Here is a 21136-nt window from a genome sequence, read left to right as displayed (position 1 = left end):
GCCGCACTTCTTCGACAACGGCCGTTTAAATGGGAAGCTTGCTCACCCTTCCGAGATGAGACATCGCACCAGCCGCCGCGGCGCCGGCGGCTACACTCTCTGCCAGCGCTGCAACAATGAGAGGCTTCGATCCAAAGCAAGCATGTTGTGTCGGGTCGCCTTTCCCAGCGTGTCGATCGCATCGTGCGCCATGTGAACAAAAGAGGAACATTTTCCTTGCCCGTCAAGTCGATTCGTGGAATCTTTCAACATGAGCGATGAACCATCACGGCTTACCCAAGGCATGCCAAGCGGCCCCGCACAATCTCGACGCGTCGACAATCATGCGTGCGAGCACGCCGGCTGCGGCAAAGATGCAGGGTTCGGGTTTGCTAAGCCGCGTCAGCCCTCGCACTGGTTTTGCATGAAGCACCGCCGCGAAGGCGAGCGATACCTTTCAGGAGGGATGCACCAATGACCCGCCTCAGTATCGCGGTCGATTTGGAGAGAGCCGCAGACAGCATCGCAGACGTCTCCCGCGGAGACCTGCAAGTTGTGCTCCGTCGGGCCGCTCTGATGCTTCGAAACGTGCAGGGCTTCGACCTAGACCCAAAGGTTAATGAATCGCTCGCCGGACTCGCAGCCGAAATGGGCGTTTCGAAGCCAAACTCGTCCAGACCATCATAGGCGATTGGCTCATCGCCAACGCCTATTTACCTGTGCCGTACGCGCTCGACAATGAAAGGATCACCGACGGAAGCGCTTAGCTGCAATGTCTGACAACATCCTGCTCCAGAAAAAGCCCAAGCTGATCGTGGTGGTCGCGTTCGACCGCGGCGATGAGGGTGAACTATTCACCGCTTACGGCCCGACCGATCAGCCAAGCGAGGCGAGCGGTCCGCACGGCCAAGGCGCTGTCTTCCAATCATGTCGGGGTTATCGCCTGGAGCCGCGATGCAGACCCAGCGCAAGGGGACTATGGGCCGCCCACCACGCTATTCGTCAGTGGCGACGTTCCGGATATGGAGTGAACGCGGCCGCTCAGGAAACTAATTCTGCGCAAAACACGCCATGGCTGCACAGGCGCCAAGGACCCCGCTCCATTGACGGCAGCGGAGGGTCGCGCCTAGGGAAGTCGCCGATCCCTTTTGCCATCCCTGCGCCTTGACCTTGGCCTTGGTGCTCGTCGGGGAACAATCAAAACACGCGCCGTAACGAAGCGCTTGCCGAGACAGGGCGCCACCCGAAATAAATCAGGCTAGCAGACGTAACAAATTTGTTGCCAGATCGCCGTTATTCACTCTGTTCGAAGTTACGCTGCATCTAGCCGTAAATTTTGCTGCAAACACCAGCGTCGCATGTCAAGATGGGTTTGGGTAAGGGTGGGGACTTGTATATGTACACGGCAATGAGCCAGAAACTGGCGAGCTATGGCCAGTGGACGTATCGCGGTGCGTGGGCACTTGAAATCGTTGCGGCGATCATCGGCCTAACAACCGGCGTCGCTCTGAGTTACCGCGGCTTCGTTGCCAATGAGGCCGCGAACTCGATGGATCTTGTGCTTGCAAGTGCCCCATTCTTCATGATCGCCATTGCCGAGCTGACGAAGATTCCAATCGCCACTCTTCTGTTCGGCGCATCGTGGATTTGGAAGCCCGTGATCTTGGCCTTTCTGCTCGTTTTGGCCGGCATCACTTTTGAGACAGTCCTTCTGGGATTGGAGCGTGCCAGCACAATGCGCGAGGTGCAGTATGCCAACTTCGCCAACCGGACTAAAGCACTCCAGCAAGAGCTCGATAATCTGAAGGCGGCAGCCGAAAGTTTGCGAAACTCTGACGACGAGGCAAAGGCCCGAAGTGATCTGGAGCAGCTCGGTGGATTGGCTGACGTCGAGCGCGACAAATTGCGTGCAAGGATAACAGAGGTTGACGAAGAGCTGCAGGCCGCAACCACCCTGTCGCCAGCGGCAGCGCGAGCAAAAGAGTTTCTTGGGGAGAAACAAGCAGCGCTAAGCGCGCTCGTGGAACGGCGCGATCGAGAGATCAAGGACGCCGTGGAGCAGTTCGAGGGACAGCGGGATAGCTACGTTGATCGTATAAAGAGCGCGCGAGAAACAGGCGATCTTGCGTCAGTGCAGCGCAACGAAGAAGGGCTGAACAAGTTAGCCAATCCGCGGCTGAAAAAAGAGGTCGAATTCGCGCCGAAATTGGCAGAATTGGAGCCCGCAGTCGCCGCGGCCCGCGCGGAATATGAGAGGCTGCGAAAAGATAGTCCTCCGATGACTCTTGAAGGCAAACAGCGACTTGAGGCTAGGCGCAACGATCTGGAGAAGCTCTACGACGGCACCGCGGCCGATTGGGATCGTAAGCTTGACGAGGCACGTACTGCGCTAGCGGCCGCTCAGGAAGCCGCAACTCGCAAGTCGGAGACGCTCGCCAAGAACCAGCAGCGGCAAGAGGCGATCGCAACGGAACTCAGCCGCCTGGAAACAGAGCGCCTCCCAGTCGCTCGCAACGATCAGATCCGTAGGCTGGCAGCTCGCTGGTACGGGCTGAAGCCAGAAGACGTTACAGACGCTCAGGCTGGCACGGTATCGACGATCTGGTTCGCCTCGCTTGCATTCATCGCTGCGTTAGCGGGGCCGATCACGGCGATGGTTGCGCTGGCCCTACAACGCATCGGCGCACAGCCCGAGGTTCAGCGTGACAGCAAACTCTCGCGTTTGTTGCGTCGAATGCTGTTACGCTGGCGGTGGCGCCGTGTCCGGAAGGTACCCGTGCAGGTGCCTTTCGACAGAGAAGTAGAAAAGCACGTCGAGGTTCCTGTCGAAGTCGAGAAGATCGTCAAAGAGATCCTCTATGTGCCTATCCTTACTGACGACCCGGAGGCGCTGCGACGGGCGTTAGATCGGGAACTGCCTCCGGAAGTAATCGATCTAGTAAAGGTTTCGGCAAAAGGGCAATACGATCAAAAAGAGATGGAGAATGCCCTGGAGGGCGAACTGCAATTAGATTTTAACGAGCCGGCCACTGCGGCGAAGCGGGGTGGTAGACGTGCTCGTACGACATAACACCAAGCTGCTCGAACAAGCGATCGATCTGCAGATCAAACGGTCGGCCATTCCAACTCTGCAGGCAGAAGCAGCTGCGCACGACAAGATCGCTCGCGCCAATGCATTTCGGCGAATGGCTAGCGGCGCTGCCGTCGCAATGGCCGCTATTGGGATCGGCGTGGGTGTATGGCTGGTCTTTGATCGCGACCCCACGGTGGCCCAACCGGAGCCGCCGGTCGCAACCGATTCGCCAAACCCGAAAGAGAACGAGCCAAACGAGACGAAGAAATCGGACGATAGACTTTCGGGCGGCGACACAATCGCCGAGAAGGATAAGACCGATAAGCCGAAGTCGCCGCCAATCGAGCAGCCGACACCGCCGCCCGCAGACCCCGCCAATCCAGATACGTTCGATTTCGTCAAGTTCGCAAATCGCCAAGTCACCTACGCTGGCAGCACTTGGCAACTCGAGTCCGGCCATCATTTTGACAGTGAGAAAGCTCCAACCTGGGACACCGCTTGGTGTTATACGCGCAAGCTGGCAAACACCGGTGTCGAGGTTCAGGTAAGCCTTGTCAACAGACCCTCACCTACATCGATGCCGTTGGCACCGGTGTCGTCGAACGAGACACTCGCATCGGTAGGCCTTGACGACAAGTCGGCGCGTGAACTCGCCAGCCGTTGCCTCTGGCTCGACGAGGCCAGTTTCGCGCCAAGCGATTTTGACATGGACGATCAGCGGAAAGAAGCAGCAGCGGCGGCCGAAGTACTGTCTGTGCAGGAAGGATGGGACGCGATCGGAAACGATCTGCCGGGTATGCCTGCTTGGAATGTCTCGCTTGAACAGTGCCAAGCCCAATGCGAAGCAGATCGCCGCTGCTTAGCACTCACCTACGATAAGAAACATGCCGCCTGTTTCATGAAGAGTAACGGGTCAATTTTGGTTAGGAGCCCTGACGCAGTGATGGCGGCGAAGGGAGCAATCAAGGCGAATCTCCAGTACTCCAGCCTCGTTTTCGGCAAGGACACGGTAGTCGTTGGGGGCGCTTACGCCAATGTGCGGAGCGGCTATGCCGACTGCGTATTGGCCTGCGCCGCTGATCAGAGATGTCTAGGCTTTAATTTTGACGGTCCGAACAAGATGTGCGCTATGCTCGACAACGTGACCTCATCGTCTCCGTTCAAGGGCGTAACGTCGGGCGTCAAGGAGACCCGCAGTTGAATTGGTCGCCGGCCCGAGCATGAAAGCCGGCGCCATGGTGGGACCATGACGCGGGCCGGCTTGGCTCCAGCCCTTCCCCGGACCAGTGACAAGATCAGGGCCTGAGCTCGGCTATCGCCCGATGGATGTTTTCCAATTGCGGTTGACTGCCTTCAACGGCTACGTCGCTTTCTAGACTCTTTATTAAAACAGACGCATCCTCTCTTCGGGGGACGAGGGCTTGGATAAATACCGATACGGCAATCGATCTGCTCAATGGCGAAAGCGATCCGGTGCCAAGCATAGCCGTGCGCGCCAATGGGCGAGTGTGCCGCTGCGCCTGACCTTGGTGACTGTCGTTGCGGCTGGCGCTCTAGTCGCCCAAACCGCCATCCAGAACAGCGAAAGTTGGCCAGAGATGATCACCGCGTCGAACTCGTTCGGCCCGAAGTCGGAGCCCATCGCCGGTATTGCGTCTGTGATCGACGGCGACACCATCGAAATCCATGGACGGCGCATCCGCTTCAACGGCATTGATGCGCCCGAGAGCAAGCAGTACTGCGGCAATGCTAAGGGGTTCGAGTACCCTTGCGGCCGACGAGCGGCAGAAGCGCTCGACAGCTTCCTCTCGACCTCCAAGCCCGTGCGGTGCTCCTTTGTCTCCTGGGATCGCTATGACCGCCTCGTTGGCAATTGCAGGCGTGCAGACGGCGCCAGTGTTGCCTCATGGATGGTCGAGCACGGCCAGGCGCTGGACTGGCCCCGCTACAGCAACGGGGCCTATGCCAAAGAACAGGGGAGAGCCGAGGCGGCTAAGGTCGGCCTTTGGGCCGGAAAGTTTCAGACGCCTTGGGAATGGCGCGCAGCGCACCCTGATGGCACTCGACCGGCTACCCGCCAACCCCTAGGCCTCATCAGCAGGCAAGTTGCACAAAGTTACTCCTGCCAGCCGCGGCGAACCTGTCCGCAGATCAGTTCGTGCGATGAAGCAAATTGGTACCTGGCCAATTGTTCTTGGGGCGGAAAGCTCGATCGCGACAAGGACGGAATCCCGTGTGAGAGCTTGTGCTAACAAAGACGGCTGGAATCCGCCAACGAAACCTCACCCGGGGGGACTTTGAGTGAAGGTCTGGTTGTGGTTGCCATTAGCTCTCTTAGTTTCTACAGCGCCTACCTTGGCCCAGAGCGCATCGACAAATTGCAAGGTCACCAGTCGGTCGGCATAGCCACCTGAGAAATGGCAGGGGCTAAAGTTGATGTGCGGTCGGCGGACGGACCCTATGGCATTCTTCCAAGACTCCTCGCATTCTATCAGCGCAATGGGTTGCCGGCAGACCTTTTTGAAACGCTTGGACCCTGAGGCGTGATGCACTCAATTCCAACATGAGAATAGTTTGACACCAACGCCCCCACGCACGTTAGAAGATATTGTAGAGGCGCTGCGGCCGAAACCAGGCACAACGCGAAAATGCACCGTACTACTCGGTGCTGGCTCTTCGATCAGCGCGGGGATTCCGTCGGCAGGTGCCGTGGTAGAGCATATTAGGACGACATATCCTGCCGCCTACGCGCGTGCGACCCCGAAAGACTATCCTGGCTGTATGGCAGCTCTCGACCGGGGGGTCCGGCGCGACCTTATTGGCGGATACATCGACAATGCGAAAATCAATTGGGCCCACCTCGCGCTGGCTCAACTTATTGATCACGACTTTGTCGATCGGGTACTTACCACCAATTTTGATCCTCTCGTTTCCAGGGCCTGCTCACTTATAAATTCGTTCCCGGCGATTTATGACTTCGCCGCATCGCATCTTTTCAATCCCGACCAGGTGAGTGAAAAGTCGATATTCCATCTCCATGGCCAGCGTGATGGCTTTGTGCTTCTCAACACGCGTGAAGAGGTGAACAAACATCGCCGCTATGTGAAACCTGTTTTCGAGGATGCGCACAAAGGCCGGATTTGGATTGTGGTCGGTTATAGTGGCGAGAACGATCCGGTTTTTGATCTTCTGGCCGATGTTAGGACGTTCGAGTATGGGCTCTATTGGGTAGGCTATGGAAAGACGCCGCCGGCCCATGTCTCCAACCAGCTCCTCACCCCCGGACGCGGCACGCACTTTTTGGGTGATTGGGATGCCGATGATTTCTTCGTCACGTTGGCTCAAAAGCTCGGATGCTTTCCCCCGCGTTTCGTAACGCAGCCGTTTTCGCATTTAAAATCTATGTTTCAGATGCTGAAGGACTACAAAGCTCCGAGAAACAATCTGGACGACGAGCCTGGGGTCCGCGAAAGCCGGTTTGACGTCGCCGCCGTCATACGGCCCCAGCTCGACGCGCTGATCGCAGGCCAAGAGCAGGCCCTATCTGCCGAATACTATTTCCTCGCAGGCGAGCATGAGCGCGTTGCCGCGTTGTTCAAGGGCCGGCAGCTGAAGAAGCTGACCGAACGGGAACGGGACACTTACGGCTGGTCCCAAATGATTCTGGGCGATCGCGCGCACTCAGCGGCGAAAATCGACGATGATCGTGACCTTTATCGGAAAGCCGCTGAGCATTTCGCCATCGCGACGAAAATTCGGGGCACAGAAGCTGATGCCCTCTACAACTGGGGCAATGTCCTGTTCGACCTGTCTATGGCAGTCCGGGATGGTGCACTGGAAGTGATGACTAGGGCGGCGGAAGCCCTGCTCAACCGCGCCGTCGTGAAATATCGGGCCGCACTGGCAATAGATCCTCAATTTTCAGACGCCCACAACAATTTGGCGAATGCGCTGGCGGATCTGGCGCGCGGAGAATATCCCCGCAACGACAATGGGATACTGAGAGAAGCATTTGGCCATTACGAAGCGGCGCTCCGACACACCCGGACGCCGGACGTCGTTCACAACAATTTTGCCAAGGCACTACATGATTTGGCGCGGATCACGGACGACCTCGTGCTGTTTAAGAAGTCGATGGTGCATTTCCAGGCTGCGGGAGCGGCTAATCCAAACTATTACAGCGTCTATCTGAGCTGGGGCCATGCGCTGGCCGATTTCGCCCGTAGAACCGGCGCCGCCAAGACCTATAAGGCGGCATTTGAGAAATACCGCCGGGCTGCGGAGATTGAGCCGACGGATACAGCCGCGCATCACAGCTGGTATTATACGATGCTGGAATTCGCCAAGAAATTGAAGGGAAAGGAAAAGGCGGCTTATCTGAAGCAGGCTGCGGCCGTTTCCGCGGAACAAAAGCGCCGGCGCCGCAATCTGGAGCGCCGCATTCTGCGGTCCGAGGGAGCAAAGTAGGGGGAGGCCGATGCCGAAAGTCTTGCGGTTGAGCTTCAGCTCTCGCGGCGTAGATTGTTTAGCTCGGTCGCGGATTTGGCCGTTTACGGACTTGATGGATCATCACCCTGGGCTGCAGTGCGGCCGAGCCTAACCACTTCTGCTGCCGGTCGGCGCTCGATGTAGTCGTTTATCGACTTGACTGTGATGCGTCGAACGTGGACAGAGTAAACCTTCACCTCTGCGGCTTTCGCCTCCTCACGGGCCGCTCGCTTCTCTTGCACGATGTCGACGCCAGGTGTACCGCGATCCCCTCACTCGGAGACGCGCCTCATCACGATCTATGGGTCCGCTGCTCGGGACACCGTAAGAGACTGGGCCGAATCGCGTAACTTGCGGATTCGTAGGGAAGGCACCTTCGGTCAATAGAAGGCTTCCGCGATAACACATAATGGCGGGTCAGCGAATCGGCCACTTAGGACTGGCGGCGGATCTGATTGTCCGCTTGGCCGGCGCTGGATCCAATAGCTCCCACCGCGCGGCGCCGGCCTTCCCAAGCAACATGATTTCGATGTCTCGACAGGGTTGCCGACTGCGGTCGGCTATAGACCCACCCGGCGACATGGCCCATAGTTTCGCGCTCGGCGGCCCGGAGCATCGTAACGATGGTCTACACAGTGATTTGGTACGGCAAGCAGGGTGTACTTGAAAAGACACCCTTCGATGCCGAGAAAGACGCCAGGGAGCATGCCCAGGCGTCGTTCGCTGCTCGACAGCAGGATGACGGAGTCGTAGCGGTAGAAGTTCGCAAACATGACGGCCCGGTTGTCTTTAGCCAAGCGGGCGGCAGCGGCGGCGGTTTAGACGGTGGCGGCTGAAAGGCACCCACGCTTGCTGCTGGGAACTGCCGGCTCCTCTCCTTCACGGCCCGATCATCGAGTTCCCAAACGGAAATGAAAAAGCCCGCCGACCGGAGCCGGCGGGCTGATTGACGGTAAAAGTCAGTCTTCAGTTGATTACGACGGGCGGGGCAGACGGACCAGTAACCACCCTGGAAAGACGATCCTTCTGGGTCAGAACCCGCCTTTCGTATGTCTTCTTCACGTATTCCCTCGCTGGCAAACTGCCTTGCGACGGCGTTGCGAGTCAACCTCCGGCGCCAGCCAGTTCGGCCGCCAACCAGAAGCCGCTCGCCATGAAGGGCAGCACCGCCAGTGCAAAAAGAATAAGCCGCCTGCGACACCCCCCTTTTGCGGGCTTTAACAGCATGGATGCGACGACAAACCTCGCCACGCTGAAGGAGAGCAGCGGGCCAACCACGGAGTGCTGGGATCAACAGCATAGGTCAACGAGCGCCCGACGAGTTGGTTGCAGCGCTTCAATGCTCGCGGGGAAGAAAACAACCTCTGGACTCCTGAGGCGTAGTTGCCCCATTATTTGCGCGGGGGCAAACAAATGAAAAAACTGCAAGTTCTTGCGAGCGCCGCGCTTTTTCTGGCCGGCTGCTCAACGAGTCCTGTTGTATCCGATCTCACGGCAATGAATACCGTGGCATTATGCCATGTTTTGGCCTCCAGCACTGACGAGCAATATCGAACCAGAGTAGCAGCCCTGCTAGTGCGCCGCGGCGCGACGGCGGACAAGTGCATGCGGCTTGTACAGGCCGACAATGCTGTAGCGACAGGGATTGCGGTGGCTGCTGTGGGCGGCGCTGCTGTAGCTGTTTCCGCCAACAATGGCGGGGGTGGGGGATATTACCCGCCGCCTCGCACGGCGTATGGCGTGGCCTGGGACCAATTCTACGGACAGAACTATGCGCTAATGTGGCGATGCCGAGACAGAGCTACGGGGCGGTTCGTTGACGACTACTACTGCGCCGGTCTACCCATGGTCGACAGCGCCTGGCCAGGTTGGTCAGCATGAACAGACCCCGCTCCTACAAGTGGCCTCTCAATCGCCGAGATGCGGCAAGCGAGGTCGAAATTTGCGCTGCCCGCCCCGCAGGCGATTCTATTTGCGAACAGCCGGTCTTGCGAAATTTTGCGCCGAAATTTCTCTTTCGCGCTCAAACGAGTTCAAGCGGTCTTCTCTCCATTTTTCCAACCGCTTATCATTTTCCTGAAGCAATTTGCGGTTGGCTTGCTCGATCGCATCCTGGGATTTTCTCTCGGGGTTCATTCCAGCCATTTTCGCCTCCTAGCTCCGTGCCGGAGGATAACACATATCTAGGGAGATGGTTCGTTGAGTGCGGCGATTAGGCGAATTAAATTTCCCGAGATCTTTATCGGTTTTGTTGCGCCTATGGGCGCAGAAATGACACAATCGCTGCAGGATTTTCGGGTCCATTTTGAACGTCGCGGCTATCACGTCGTCGATCTCAAAGTTACCGACGTATTTTCGGTTTTTCAGAAATATGTAAAACCCAGCAAACCACTGAAGAAAACACCGCTTTATGCGCGTTATGAAACGCACATCGCATACGGGGACCAATTGCGAGAGCGCTTCGGCGATAATGCTTTTTTGGCGTCGGCTACGGTGATGCGCATCATCAAGAAACGGCTGCGTCTTCCAAAAAGGGAAGGTATCGAGGAGTTCAGCAAAGTCGTCTATCTGCTGCAACAGTTCAAGCGCAAGGAAGAGATCGATCTCCTGAGATCGGTTTACGGCGATCTATTTTACCAAGTTTCGATCTATTCCCGCAGAGGAGCGCGCGTAGACTATCTGTCGCGGCGCTTTGCAAGCGACGATAACACTTCGGGACCTAACCGGTTTCGTGATAAGGCTGAGGCTCTGACCCAAGCGGATGAACACGAACTTGGGCATCCTCACGGCCAGCGGGTGTCCAAAATTTTTCACGATGCAGATTTCATAATTAATACAGACGCAGAGCAATCCGTGCACAAGCAGATTGATCGCTTTTGTGAACTCCTTTTCGGGTCGAATGCCCTTTCTCCAACTCGCATGGAATACGGCATGTTCCTAGCAAAGGCGGCAGCACTGCGAACCCTCGATTTATCGCGCCAGGTCGGGGCGGCCGTTTTTTCGCCAACCGGTGAAATTCTAGCTCTCGGTTCGAATGAGGTTCCTAAGGCCACAGGGGGAACTTATTGGCACGACGAGGACCACGATGACCGAGAGTATGTTCGACAGCATGATTCAAATGATCAACGAAAAAGAGAGATCCTATCCGAGCTCATCAAAATCATTGATCCCGAGCGTAGCGTCAACGATTTGCTCGAAAATTCCAAAGTGCTCGATTCTCAGTTTATGGACGCTTTGGAATATGGTCGCATAGTTCATGCCGAAATGTCCGCGATCACGGATGCTGCAAGGCTAGGCCATGCCCTCAGAGAGAGCGTGTTATATTGCACGACATTTCCGTGTCACATGTGCGCCAAACACATAGTGGCAGCAGGTATTTCCAAAGTGATATTTTTAGAGCCTTACCCCAAAAGCCTGGCGTCAGACCTACATTCGGATTCACTGCAGGTCGAAAGCAGTGACCGCGGCCGTTACCAAGGATATCCAGCGGTGCAGTTTCATCACTTTTACGGCGTATCGCCTCGGCGATATCGTGAGCTTTTTGAGAGAAGCAAGCGAAAGCGAGCAGATGGACAATTCGAGGCTTACAAAGACGGAATCGCGTCACCTGTCTGTGATATAAAATTCCCATTCTATACCCAGCTCGAAAATTTTGTCGCAGACGCCATGCTACAAACATTCAAGGCTGTGACCGACAAATCAGCGTTGTTGGAAGAGGCGTCCGACACCTAATGCCTAAGGCAAATGATTGTATGCCCTTCGTCGAGCCACCTCCCCCGATCAGATGTCTGGCGCCAGCCGCCTGATCGTGTCGGCAACGCAGGACGGCGGCAGATGAGCATAGTGCTTTTCGGCCATCCTGGTATCTACCATCGTCCGTGGAAGGCTCTGCTCGGGCAAGCCAAGCTGTCGGACGTGACGAGTTCCGCCACACCTACGCCAGTACAATGGTGCGCAACGGTGGTCGCCGGTGCCCGGCCGACTATCATGCCGATACGCCACAACTTTCCTGAAGATTCACGAGCGGAACGCAATGTGTTCAGCCTCCGATGGTTCAGACTCCGTTTCCCCTTTGTGTGTTGCCGCGTACGCCTCGAACGCCTGCTTCCCCTTTGCGGTCCATAGCTCGCGGAACTGTTCACCCTGATCGCTTTTGAGCTTGTCGGCCATCCAGAGCAGAACGCCGAGGATGGTGGCGCGATCATCGCCGGTGAGGTCCACAATCCCGGCCTTGATGACGAGGCCGCCAAGTTCGATCAGATGCCGCGTGCGCTTACGGCGCTCGACCTGCCATGTGCGCATGTCATGCCGCGCCTGTGCCGCCTGATGCCGGTTGTGGTCTCTCCGATCGCGCCGGAGTCCGGTCAGGGTCGCGGTCAGTCGCCTGTGCAGTTCGCCCCGACCTGCCTTGAAAGAAGACAGCCCCGCGCTTGGCCCAAGCCTCCCTCTTTCCGGTATCTTTCGTTTCGCCCAGTACGATCAGCGCGCCCGCCAGTTCGTCGGCGCTGAGAACGTCGGCGCCGGTGGCGATCACCAGTTCGCCAAGCTGCTGCACCTTGCGGCGGTTAAGGTCTCGCGTCCTGTCCTCCAACACTTTCAGTTCCGCATCAAAGTCCCGTGGTTTGCGCATCGTCGTCTCCATGAGTTGTCCATGCAATGATAATAGGTGAGCACTTTGCCAAATGCTCCAGGGTTGCCGGGACGGCTCAGGTCGGGCTGGTCGCTCCCGAGATTTTTTCGAGGGAGGGCGCGCTTATACGTCGTGCCGACGTGCGCTTTGCCGTGCAAATGATCCTGTCGCGATGGCGATCTATCATCTTCACGTCAAGGTCATTGGCCGCAAGGCAGGGAGCAGCGCTGTTGCGTCCGCTGCCTACCGCTCGGCCTCGCGGCTGCGCGACAACCGCATTGATCGCAGCCATGATTTCTCCGCCAAGCGCGGCGTCGTCCATTCCGAAGTCATGCTGCCGGAGAAGGCGCCCGAGGCATGGAGAGACCGCGAACGGCTGTGGAACGATGTCGAGGCGTTCGAGGTCAGGAAGGATGCGCAGCTTGCCCGCGAGGTCGAATTCGCCCTTCCGCGCGAGATGAGCGAGGCGCAGGGTATCGAGCTTGCCCGCGACTTCGTGCAGGCCGAATTCGTGGAACGGGGCATGATTGCCGATCTCAATGTGCATTGGGACATGGCAGAGGACGGCCTGCCCAAACCCCATGCCCATGTCATGCTGACCATGCGCGCGGTAAACGAAGACGGCTTCGGCCAGAAGGTGCGAGACTGGAACCGGACGGAAATGGTCGAAAGGTGGCGCGAACGTTGGGCCGAATTTGCCAATGAGCGCATGGCCGAACTCGACATAGACGCGTGCATCGACCATCGCAGCCTTGAAGCGCAGGGCTTCGCGCTTGAGCCGCAAAGCCAGATCGGCGCGCCTGCGCATCGGATCGAGGATCAGAATACCGAAGCCGACCGCGCCGAGTTGCACCGCGAGATCGCGCGCGGCAATGGCGAACGCATCATCGCTAATCCCGACCTAGCGCTGGATGCGATCACGCTTGAGCAATCGACGTTCACGCGTCGCGACACGGCAAAGTTCGCGCACCGGCACAGCGACGGGATCGATCAGTTCAACGAGGTGATGGACGCGATTCGCGGCGCGCCCGATCTGGTCGAGCTCGGCAAGGATGGCAGGGGCGAGGATCGCTTCACCAGCCGCCAGATGATCGAGGCCGAACAGCGTCTGCACCACGCGGCGGATATGATGGCCGAGAGGGAACGCCATGAGGTAAGCGATACCGACAGGCAGGCGGCGTTGGCCCAAGCAGAAGCGCGCGGACTTGCACTGTCGGGCGAGCAGGCAGACGCGCTGGCGCACATCACGGACAGGCGCGATTTGGGGATCGTTGTCGGCTATGCCGGAACAGGCAAGAGCGCAATGCTGGGCGTGGCGCGGGAGGCATGGGAAGCGGCGGGCTATCAGGTCAGGGGCGCAGCACTTTCCGGCATCGCGGCGGAAAATCTCGAAAGGGGATCGGGCATTGCCTCTTGCACTATCGCCGGCATCGAACATGGCTGGCAACAGGGTCGAGACAAGCTCACCTCGCGCGATGTTCTGGTCCTCGACGAGGCGGGCATGGTCGGCACCCGCCAGTTGGAGCGCGTGCTGTCCCATGCCGCCGAGGCCGGCGCGAAAGTGGTGCTGGTCGGCGATCCGCAGCAGTTGCAAGCCATTGAGGCGGGTGCGGCGTTCCGGTCGGTCCACGAACGTCATGGCGGCATCGAAATCGGCGAGGTGCGCCGCCAGCGGGAAGGTTGGCAGCGCCACGCCACGCGCGATTTGGCGACCGGCAGAGCCGGAGCTGCGATTCGGGCCTTTGAAACTCATGGCATGGTCCATGCTGCCCAGACGCGGGAACAAGCACGCAGCGATCTGATCGACCGCTGGGACCGCGATCGGCAGGCATCGCCTGACCGCAGCCGCATCATACTCACCCACACCAATGACGAGGTTCGCGCCCTCAACGAGTCGGCGCGCGAACGGTTACGTGAAGCCGGCGATCTGGGTGACGATGTGCGCCTAACGGTCGAGCGCGGTGAGCGCAACTTCGCCAGTGGGGACCGCATTATGTTCCTACGCAACGAGCGCGGCCTTGACGTCAAAAACGGCACGCTCGGGACCATCGAGCAGGTCAGCGCCCAGTCCATGACCGTCCTCACCGACGATGGCCGGTCGGTTCGGTTCGACCCCAAGGACTACAACCGGATCGATCACGGCTATGCCGCGACCATCCACAAGGCGCAGGGCATGACCGTGGACCGAACCCATGTGCTGGCGACGCCGGGCATGGACGCCCATGGCAGCTACGTCGCCCTGTCGCGGCACCGTGACAGCACGGACCTCCATTATGGCCGTGACGATTTCACCGATCAGGACCGGCTCACCCGCACCCTGTCGCGCGACCGGGCCAAGGACATGGCGTCAGATTATGAGCGCGCCGATTCGGCGCAGCGCTATGCCGAGCGGCGGGGGATCACCTTCCGCGAGCATATTGCCGAGATCGTGCGCAGGGTCGTGCCTGAAAGGCTACGCAATATATTTAATGGCTGGCGCCCTTCGGCAGATGGCGCGCCCGACCTCGACGCCACGCGCAGGCCAGAAAGAGAGGAAGTGCGCCTCGAATCCGCAGCGCCAGCGAGAGAGACCACCGAGGACGGGCAAGCGGCGTTGCGGAAAGCCCGAACCGATGCGCTTGTGCGTCATGCCCGCGCCGTGGACGCGATATTCAGCGACGAGGGTGCCGCTAACAAGGCCAGCCCTGCGCTCTTCCGCGAACTGGCCGACGCCCGAAAAGCCTTCGACGAGGTGCGGCCCCATGGCTGGCGCGATGCTGAGGCGGCTTATGTCAAAAGCCCGGAGCTTGTCGGTGAGGCCGCTGATGGACGGATCAACCGCGCCATTCGCGCCCTCCAGCTTGAAACCGAAATCCGCACGGATCCGAGCCGCCGTGCCGACCGCTTCGTGGAACGCTGGCACAAACTCGAGCGGACCAGCCAGCACCAGTATCAGGCGGGCGACATGTCAGGCTACAAGGCCACGCGATCGGCGATGGGCGACATGGCCAAAAGCCTCGAACGCGATCCGCAGCTTGAATCCATCCTCGCCAACCGCAAGGGGGACCTCGGCATCGCCTTCGAATCAGGCCGTCGTCTCGGCCTGGAACTCGCCTTCAATCACGGCATCGACCTCGGGCCGGCCCGTGGCATTGGACTCTAAACCTATCCCATTTGCCGCCGTCTCTAGGCCGGGGTACGACGACGGCGGAAAACCTCTTGCGCGCGCGTAAGTGTCTGTCCTCTCTGGATCAGGAGTAATCAAGAACAGCCAGCAGGAGGCAGCGCGATCATGCACGAACCAGACCGGATCATCCGCCTGAAAACCGTCCTGTCCCGGACCGGTCTGTCCCGGTCTACGATCTATCGCAAGATCGCCGAGGGCACCTTCCCGCGCCAGATCCAAATCAGTGTCCACGGTGCAGGCTGGCATGAATCCGACATCAGTCGCTGGATCACCAATCCCGTTTCGTGGCGTCCGCAAGACGAGGGCGACAAGTTATGAGGGTGATGCACACTGTAAGGGAAGCTGGCCCTGCATCGAGACGCAGGGGTCGCCGCCGGGTGAGCAAACACGGCAAACCAGAAACGATAGTCGGCTCCGCGCCCATCCGAAATGGGTTGCTCAGCAAGCAACTTTGGAGCGAACCGCACACCGCTGGCCGCTTGTCTGTTTCCCAAAACCCGCGCTGTGACCATCCCCGATGGCTGACGCAGCAGACTTACGCGAAGCGGCTGCGGCCGGGCGGCACCGATCCAGCATCCTTCGAAGCAGACTGCGTCCCTACGCCCATCAGCCGTCATCTGACGGTTGCTCAATCGATCCGGCGATCAGCCTAGCATCGATACTTTGGTGGCGAGCGAGGTCATTCAGTACCGAGCGGATATGCGGCCAAGGGAAATCATCGGGGCGCTCCCAATGCTCACCGTCATGCAGGATAACGAGGAGCTTAGCTAAGATGCCCTCGATGGAAGTAGCCGCTGTCTGAGGTAGTTTATCCATAAGAAGACGTTCGGCTGTTTCGGACTGCCTTATCAATTCGTCTGCTCTCGAGTAGCTGATCTCAGCGTCGGCAGCATCCCAACGCGCCTGGTGTGCCGCGAATTCGGCAACCGCCCTGCCCCACTCGACTTCAATTTCGGGAGAGCAGGCATCGTTCAGGCCTTCCATGGAATGGAGCGTTAAGTCCGTACCATTGGAAAGCCGTACCTTGGCGCAGGGAAACCCAACCGTCCTAGCGAGGTGTGTCTCCAACCTCTGTTGTTCGCGGCACAGCGCCAGTGTCTCGTCATGGAAATCCTGCCAGTTCCCACACAAAACAAGCGCCGGATCGGGGGCGCCGCTACCGCCCCTCACTTCGGCGGCCCGCGACTTACCATGGAACGGCCATGCCAAGGCGGCCGTGGCGGTACCCGCCAGCAAGCGCCGTCGGGTGACGAAAGACAAACTCATGCTATTCTCGGAATCATCCATGATCCGAGCTCCATGACACCTGGGGTTGTGGTCAGACCGCATCGAGTGTTCGCTCACTCGGTGCGACCGCTTTCTAAAAACGAAAGGATTATCTGTTTTTAGAAAGCCACTGTCAACGTTTTCCGAAAAGGCTTGCGATTTTCGGGAGTTATTAGCAGTTTGCGACATGGATTCTTCTCAATGCCGCGCCGCACGAGCGCTGTTGAAATGGACGCAAGAGGATCTTGCCGCCCGTTCCGGCGCGAGTGCTGTTACCATTCGCAATTTCGAAAACGACCGTTCTGTTCCTCAAACTGGAACGCGATACCTCCTACAAAAAACGCTTGAGCATGCCGGCATCGAGTTCATTCCTGAAAATGGCGGGGGTGTCGGCGTGCGCTTATCACGGCGTTCCGAAGGCTCGTAGGCACGGGCAAGTCATCCATCACGGCTGTTTTTTGCTGAGCGAGCGCCAGATGGCGCGGATCGCCGCGTATTTCCCCGCTATCGCACGCCCGGGGTGTGTTTGAGCGAAACCTCGCTAGTCAGGATGCGGCCATCGAGCGGAGCGGAACAATATCAGCGCCATGGCTCACAATTCCTGCCAATCGATCGGCCCAAAGGTCGAGTGCTTCTCGCTTTTCTTTCATGTAGTCGTAGCGGGCATAAACGCGGCTGGTAATGCTGGCCTTCGTCGCGCTTACGTGATTCAAAACGTGGCTAATGATGAACGGCGAGAAGCCGAGTTCTTCCATGTGCGTTGCCGCCGACCTGCGAAGGTCGTGTGAGGTCCAAGGCTCAACGCCCAAGATCGTCGCTTTTCCGCGCTTCATGATCTCTTCGCGCTTGATCGCCTTGGCGATCGCGGCACCGGTCACAGGCGCATGGGCTCCAGGTCCAGGGAAGACAAATGTCGGCATCGCCCTGCCCTTACGCTCGGCAAGCGCCTTCACATCGGCAAGTTGGTCGCGAATGATCTTGACGGCCAACGGCGATAGAGGGACCGCATGCTCGCGCTTGTTTTTTGAACGTATCGGCGGAATAGTCCACAGGGCGGCGTCGAGGTCGAGCTCGTCGCCTGTTATTCCGCAGACCTCGCCGACGCGCTGCGCGGTGATAAGACACAGGCGGATGACGCGCCGCGTCAACTCCCGCATATCCGCGTTTGCCAACGCTCCCCACATCGTACTGATCTCGTCGGGAGATAGCACGCGATTGCGCTCAACTGTCTCGGTGGGCTTGCGCATGCCCTCGACGAGATTCTGATCAAGATCACCCCGGCCTCGAGCCCATCGGATCATCGCGCGAACGTCTTCGAAGAGCCTGTTCGCCTCGACGTGGGCTCCGCGATCCTTCACGGCGTCGATCGTCTTCGTGATGTCGCGGCGATGCAATTCGGAAAGCTTGACGTCGCCAATGCAACCGGCCGAACTGTCTTCCAACTTCTTGCCGTCGGCGTCCCTGCCGGAAACATTCTTGCGAAGGCGGCGAGCGATCTCACCGCCCGAGCGCCTCGTCAAGGCGTGACGCTTGACGTAGTTGTCGACCAGGTCGGCGACGGTCTGGGACGCTGCCAGCGACTTCTTGTCCGCGACCGGATCGCCTCCATTACCCACCTTCGCGCGCGCATCCCTCGCGCGCTGACGGCCTCCTCGGTCACCACCAAGCGGTATTTCCGGATAGGAGCCAAGTTTCAGCCATTGGCGCTTAGCCGGCGGGCCATAGACTAGATACCAGGACTTCGTCCCGCCTGCCGAAGCACGCAAGACGAGCCCTCTTACTAGCGTGTCAAAATAGTCCACCTTTCGGCCAGACGTCGCCTTCGCAGACTGGCAGAATTTGTCCGTAAGCTCGATCTGCGGCATCCGCCCCTCGACCAACCGGTTCGCGTGATCTACACAATGATCTACAGAAATCCCCGCGCTTTGTCGAGATGCGATGCGACGACGCGAGACGCAAAGGGGAGAAAAACTCTTTTCATTACATAAGCTTCCGATGTCTCAGGCTGTCGCAAGACGATGCAGAGAAAGTCAACAGAAAACCTCTGTTAACCGGTTGGTCGCTGGTTCGAATCCGGCCCGGGGAGCCAATCATTTCAAGCACTTAACCAAATTTCTTAGGTCGGCAAATTTGCCGATGTTCTGTGCTGGGCTACGTTTCGGGCTACATCTGCAAGGGGGGAGCAAATGAAAACGTCAACACTCGTGTTTTTGTCGGCAGTCGTTTGTGCTGGGATTTCGATGTGGACGGATCCGCCAATCGTGGGGTCTTCATTGTTGGACACGTCCTCTACTGGCGGACTCACATCCTAGAAGTGAAAATCAACCGTCTGCTCAATGAGCGAGGGCTTTTCGTAGCGGACTACGAGCTGAATAAATAGGCCCGCCGCCTTTGCGGGCAGCGGGCCTAGTTCGGGAGGAGTGTCGGGCATCCCCTTTGCCCGCGAAACAACGGTACGCCTCACTTAGCTGGACAATAAGCTCGCGCCGGTTGAAGCTCAGCATATTCCAGCTGCGTGACTTTTCTGCCACAAGATAAAGAAAGCCCGCCACCATCGGCAGCGGGCCAATCCTGCAAGTTTGCAGGTTTGATCAGTTCGCCTTCTGGCGGATCATCTCGAAAAAATAGGACCGGAACTCCGCGCCCAGCTCTGGCGACATGCGAAACGAGCGTCCGCCGCTGGAGTCTTCGGCCCGAAGCACAACGATCATATCGACCGTTCGCGGGATCGACCGTCGGGACGATGGACTCGAGGCGCTTGGCTCTCCATGTAGATGACGATGTTTCCCTTCACAGCCGCACCAGCACGGTCTGATCAGTCAGATCATCGCGCCACATGATCTGTTCGGCGTCGTTGTCCGGCTCGGCGTCGCCGCCTTCCTCGTCGTCGCAGTCGTCTTGCTCGCGGTCGTCGCACTGCCCAAGGGCACCCGTCACAGACCGCCAGCTCCGCCACCAGCCCAAGTGATTATCTGGGAAAGATCGGCGATGTCGCCATAGATCTTCGAACCTTTGACGAGAAAACACTTGTCCCCCAGGACCTCGGCGAGTGAGCTTGACGCGGTGCAAACCGGCAGGTTCACCTTATGGCCCTTGGCATCGGCATAGCTGATGCTGATAGCGAGGATAGCGAGTACGAGAGTCGTCTTGCTCATATTTAGCCCCTAGAGCCAGCAGGCCCATTGGGCGGCAAAACCGGGGTTGCCGCCCTTTGCCTTGCCCATTAGGTGGAGCGGGGGTTTAAGTCGCGCCATCCCTCGATTTGATGACGCGGGCTCATCTATATTAGCTATCGCTTAACAAAGCCGCCTCTCGCGCCAGAAATCCCTGGAGGCTTATCGGGCCCTAAGGAGGCATCCCGAAAGTCGGCTTCCAGTCGCGGTTTCGCTCCCGCTGTTGGCCTTCCTAGTCAGGCATAACGGTGAAGAAGACCGGCCGGCGACGCGGCCCGCAGCCTTGCAATCCGAGCAGCCGAAGAGCCCGACGAGATCCTGATGCATGGAACCCATCAGGCACCTACTAGCTGTCGAGACCCCAAAGTTCCGGGTTCCGTTTGAAATACTCAGTTAGCATTTCGGTGAGCACCCGCACTTTCCGCGCAGGATGCTGACCCGGCGGGCGTACGACATACGCGGCCCCCGGAGGTACCGGATAGCGTGTCATGATCGGGACTAGCGCGCCGGAGGCCACATATTCATGTGTGACGCAATCGGGGAGCCAGGCGATGCCGAGACCTGCCGCCGCCGCGGCGGCAAGCGCCGTGGCGCTGTCGGCCTTGAACTGGCCCTGCGGCTGGACCGTAACAATCTTTCCGCCATCCAGGAACTGCCAGGTTTCTGTTCCCTGCATGAGGGCTTGATGGCTGACGAGTTCGTCCAGGGTCTCTGGTGACCCGTGCGCCTCGATATAATCCGGGCTTGCGACAAGCTTTCCATGGATCGGCCCAACACGCTTCGCGATCAAGTTGGAGTCCTGAAGGTAGGCGCCCCGGATCGCGCAATCGAAACCTTCGGCGATCAGATCGACAAAGCGATCGCTGTAGGAGGTATGGATTTGAAGCTTCGGGTGCAGACGCGCCATTTCCGCGAGCACGGGGGCGAAGTGGGTTGGGCCGAAAGTAAGCGGCATGGCAACTCTCAGGCGGCCGCGCAGGTCGCCAGTCGGGAGGATCGTTTCCCGGGCGGTATCGATCTCTGCGCTGGCCCGGGCCGCATGGTCTCTGAACGTGATTCCCGCTTCCGTGAGCGCGGCGCCGCGGGTCGTTCGCGCAAGAAGCTGGACGCCAAGTTCCGCTTCAACCCGAAAGAGCCGCCGGCTGACGATTGACTTGGAGACGCCGAGCCGGCGCGCGGCGGCCGATACGCCCCCTGCATCGGCCACTGCGACGAATGTCTGTAGATCTTCGATGTCCAATTCAGCGTTCCTCATTTCGCGACACAGCTTGACTGATTATGGCACTACTGCATCACCAAAAGGAACGGCAAATTGCGTCCAGGCAACGTCGCCCGCTGGGCGCATGTCTCCCGTGAACCCA

General features: G+C 58.7%; 17 protein-coding genes and 1 pseudogene. 10 read left to right on the top strand and 8 right to left on the bottom strand.

Annotation, left to right across the window (positions count from 1 at the left end):
* Nucleotides 1–751: 751 nt before the first annotated feature.
* The 6 genes and pseudogenes from NKI38_RS04510 (at nucleotide 752) to NKI38_RS04485 (ending at nucleotide 8376) form a co-directional block, all read left to right on the top strand.
* Nucleotides 752–1010, top strand: a pseudogene (locus tag NKI38_RS04510) (hypothetical protein).
* A gap of 365 nt (nucleotides 1011–1375) precedes the next feature.
* Complete coding sequence (locus tag NKI38_RS04505) at nucleotides 1376–3049, top strand: coiled-coil domain-containing protein (protein WP_352655133.1); 1674 nt, start codon at nucleotides 1376–1378, stop codon at nucleotides 3047–3049.
* On the top strand, nucleotides 3024–4253 hold the full coding sequence (locus tag NKI38_RS04500; protein WP_352655131.1) for a PAN domain-containing protein: 1230 nt from the start codon (nucleotides 3024–3026) through the stop codon (nucleotides 4251–4253). The genes NKI38_RS04505 and NKI38_RS04500 overlap by 26 nt, the downstream gene beginning before the upstream one ends.
* Nucleotides 4254–4473: 220 nt before the next feature.
* On the top strand, nucleotides 4474–5304 hold the full coding sequence (locus NKI38_RS04495) for a thermonuclease family protein (RefSeq protein WP_352655129.1): 831 nt from the start codon (nucleotides 4474–4476) through the stop codon (nucleotides 5302–5304).
* A gap of 529 nt (nucleotides 5305–5833) precedes the next feature.
* Nucleotides 5834–7519: an SIR2 family protein gene (locus NKI38_RS04490; RefSeq protein WP_352655127.1), complete on the top strand. Its 1686-nt coding sequence runs from the start codon at nucleotides 5834–5836 to the stop codon at nucleotides 7517–7519.
* A gap of 644 nt (nucleotides 7520–8163) precedes the next feature.
* A complete protein-coding gene (locus NKI38_RS04485) occupies nucleotides 8164–8376 on the top strand; it encodes a hypothetical protein (RefSeq protein WP_352655125.1) in 213 nt (70 codons plus the stop codon).
* 1132 nt (nucleotides 8377–9508) lie between these two features.
* On the opposite strand, the gene NKI38_RS04480 is transcribed toward NKI38_RS04485, so the two are convergent.
* The gene (locus NKI38_RS04480; RefSeq protein WP_352655123.1) at nucleotides 9509–9685 is read right to left on the bottom strand and encodes a hypothetical protein; all 177 of its coding nucleotides are present in this window, start codon (nucleotides 9683–9685) and stop codon (nucleotides 9509–9511) included.
* A gap of 54 nt (nucleotides 9686–9739) precedes the next feature.
* Between NKI38_RS04480 and NKI38_RS04475 the strand changes: the two genes are divergently transcribed.
* Nucleotides 9740–11272 (top strand): anti-phage dCTP deaminase, encoded by a 1533-nt coding sequence (locus NKI38_RS04475; protein ID WP_352655121.1) that lies wholly within the window; start codon nucleotides 9740–9742, stop codon nucleotides 11270–11272.
* A 285-nt stretch (nucleotides 11273–11557) separates the two neighbouring features.
* Here the strand turns inward: NKI38_RS04475 and NKI38_RS04470 are convergent, their stop codons facing one another.
* Complete coding sequence (locus tag NKI38_RS04470; protein WP_352655119.1) at nucleotides 11558–11842, bottom strand: conjugal transfer protein TraD; 285 nt, start codon at nucleotides 11840–11842, stop codon at nucleotides 11558–11560.
* Between the two features lies 1 nt (nucleotide 11843).
* A complete protein-coding gene (locus NKI38_RS04465) occupies nucleotides 11844–12170 on the bottom strand; it encodes a conjugal transfer protein TraD (protein ID WP_352655118.1) in 327 nt (108 codons plus the stop codon).
* A gap of 172 nt (nucleotides 12171–12342) precedes the next feature.
* On the opposite strand from NKI38_RS04465, the gene traA reads away from it, so the two are divergent.
* The gene (gene traA, locus NKI38_RS04460; protein ID WP_352655116.1) at nucleotides 12343–15312 is read left to right on the top strand and encodes a Ti-type conjugative transfer relaxase TraA; all 2970 of its coding nucleotides are present in this window, start codon (nucleotides 12343–12345) and stop codon (nucleotides 15310–15312) included.
* A 129-nt stretch (nucleotides 15313–15441) separates the two neighbouring features.
* Complete coding sequence (locus tag NKI38_RS04455; protein WP_352655114.1) at nucleotides 15442–15654, top strand: helix-turn-helix transcriptional regulator; 213 nt, start codon at nucleotides 15442–15444, stop codon at nucleotides 15652–15654.
* A 288-nt stretch (nucleotides 15655–15942) separates the two neighbouring features.
* Here the strand turns inward: NKI38_RS04455 and NKI38_RS04450 are convergent, their stop codons facing one another.
* A complete protein-coding gene (locus NKI38_RS04450; protein ID WP_352655112.1) occupies nucleotides 15943–16623 on the bottom strand; it encodes a hypothetical protein in 681 nt (226 codons plus the stop codon).
* Nucleotides 16624–16789: 166 nt separating this feature from the next.
* Here NKI38_RS04450 and NKI38_RS04445 point away from each other — a divergent pair, with 166 nt between their 5' ends.
* The gene (locus NKI38_RS04445; RefSeq protein ID WP_352655110.1) at nucleotides 16790–17029 is read left to right on the top strand and encodes a helix-turn-helix domain-containing protein; all 240 of its coding nucleotides are present in this window, start codon (nucleotides 16790–16792) and stop codon (nucleotides 17027–17029) included.
* A gap of 118 nt (nucleotides 17030–17147) precedes the next feature.
* Here NKI38_RS04445 and NKI38_RS04440 read toward each other — a convergent pair whose 3' ends face one another.
* From NKI38_RS04440 to NKI38_RS04425, 4 genes are all read right to left on the bottom strand, one after another.
* Nucleotides 17148–18467 carry a tyrosine-type recombinase/integrase gene (locus tag NKI38_RS04440; protein WP_352655108.1) on the bottom strand — a complete coding sequence of 440 codons (1320 nt, stop codon included), beginning with the start codon at nucleotides 18465–18467 and terminating at the stop codon, nucleotides 17148–17150.
* Between the two features lie 925 nt (nucleotides 18468–19392).
* Nucleotides 19393–19539, bottom strand: coding sequence for a hypothetical protein (locus NKI38_RS04435; RefSeq protein WP_352655106.1), 147 nt, complete (start codon nucleotides 19537–19539; stop codon nucleotides 19393–19395).
* The gene (locus NKI38_RS04430) at nucleotides 19536–19757 is read right to left on the bottom strand and encodes a hypothetical protein (protein ID WP_352627995.1); all 222 of its coding nucleotides are present in this window, start codon (nucleotides 19755–19757) and stop codon (nucleotides 19536–19538) included. Before NKI38_RS04430 ends, NKI38_RS04435 begins: the two co-directional genes overlap by 4 nt.
* 364 nt (nucleotides 19758–20121) lie before the next feature.
* The gene (locus NKI38_RS04425) at nucleotides 20122–21015 is read right to left on the bottom strand and encodes a LysR family transcriptional regulator (RefSeq protein ID WP_352655104.1); all 894 of its coding nucleotides are present in this window, start codon (nucleotides 21013–21015) and stop codon (nucleotides 20122–20124) included.
* Between the last annotated feature and the right edge of the window lie 121 nt (nucleotides 21016–21136).

Source organism: Mesorhizobium sp. M0621 (assembly GCF_040320745.1).
Classification (GTDB): domain Bacteria; phylum Pseudomonadota; class Alphaproteobacteria; order Rhizobiales; family Rhizobiaceae; genus Mesorhizobium.
The sequence above is the reverse complement of the archived record's forward strand: the minus strand, read 5'-3'. Positions and strand labels throughout refer to the sequence as shown.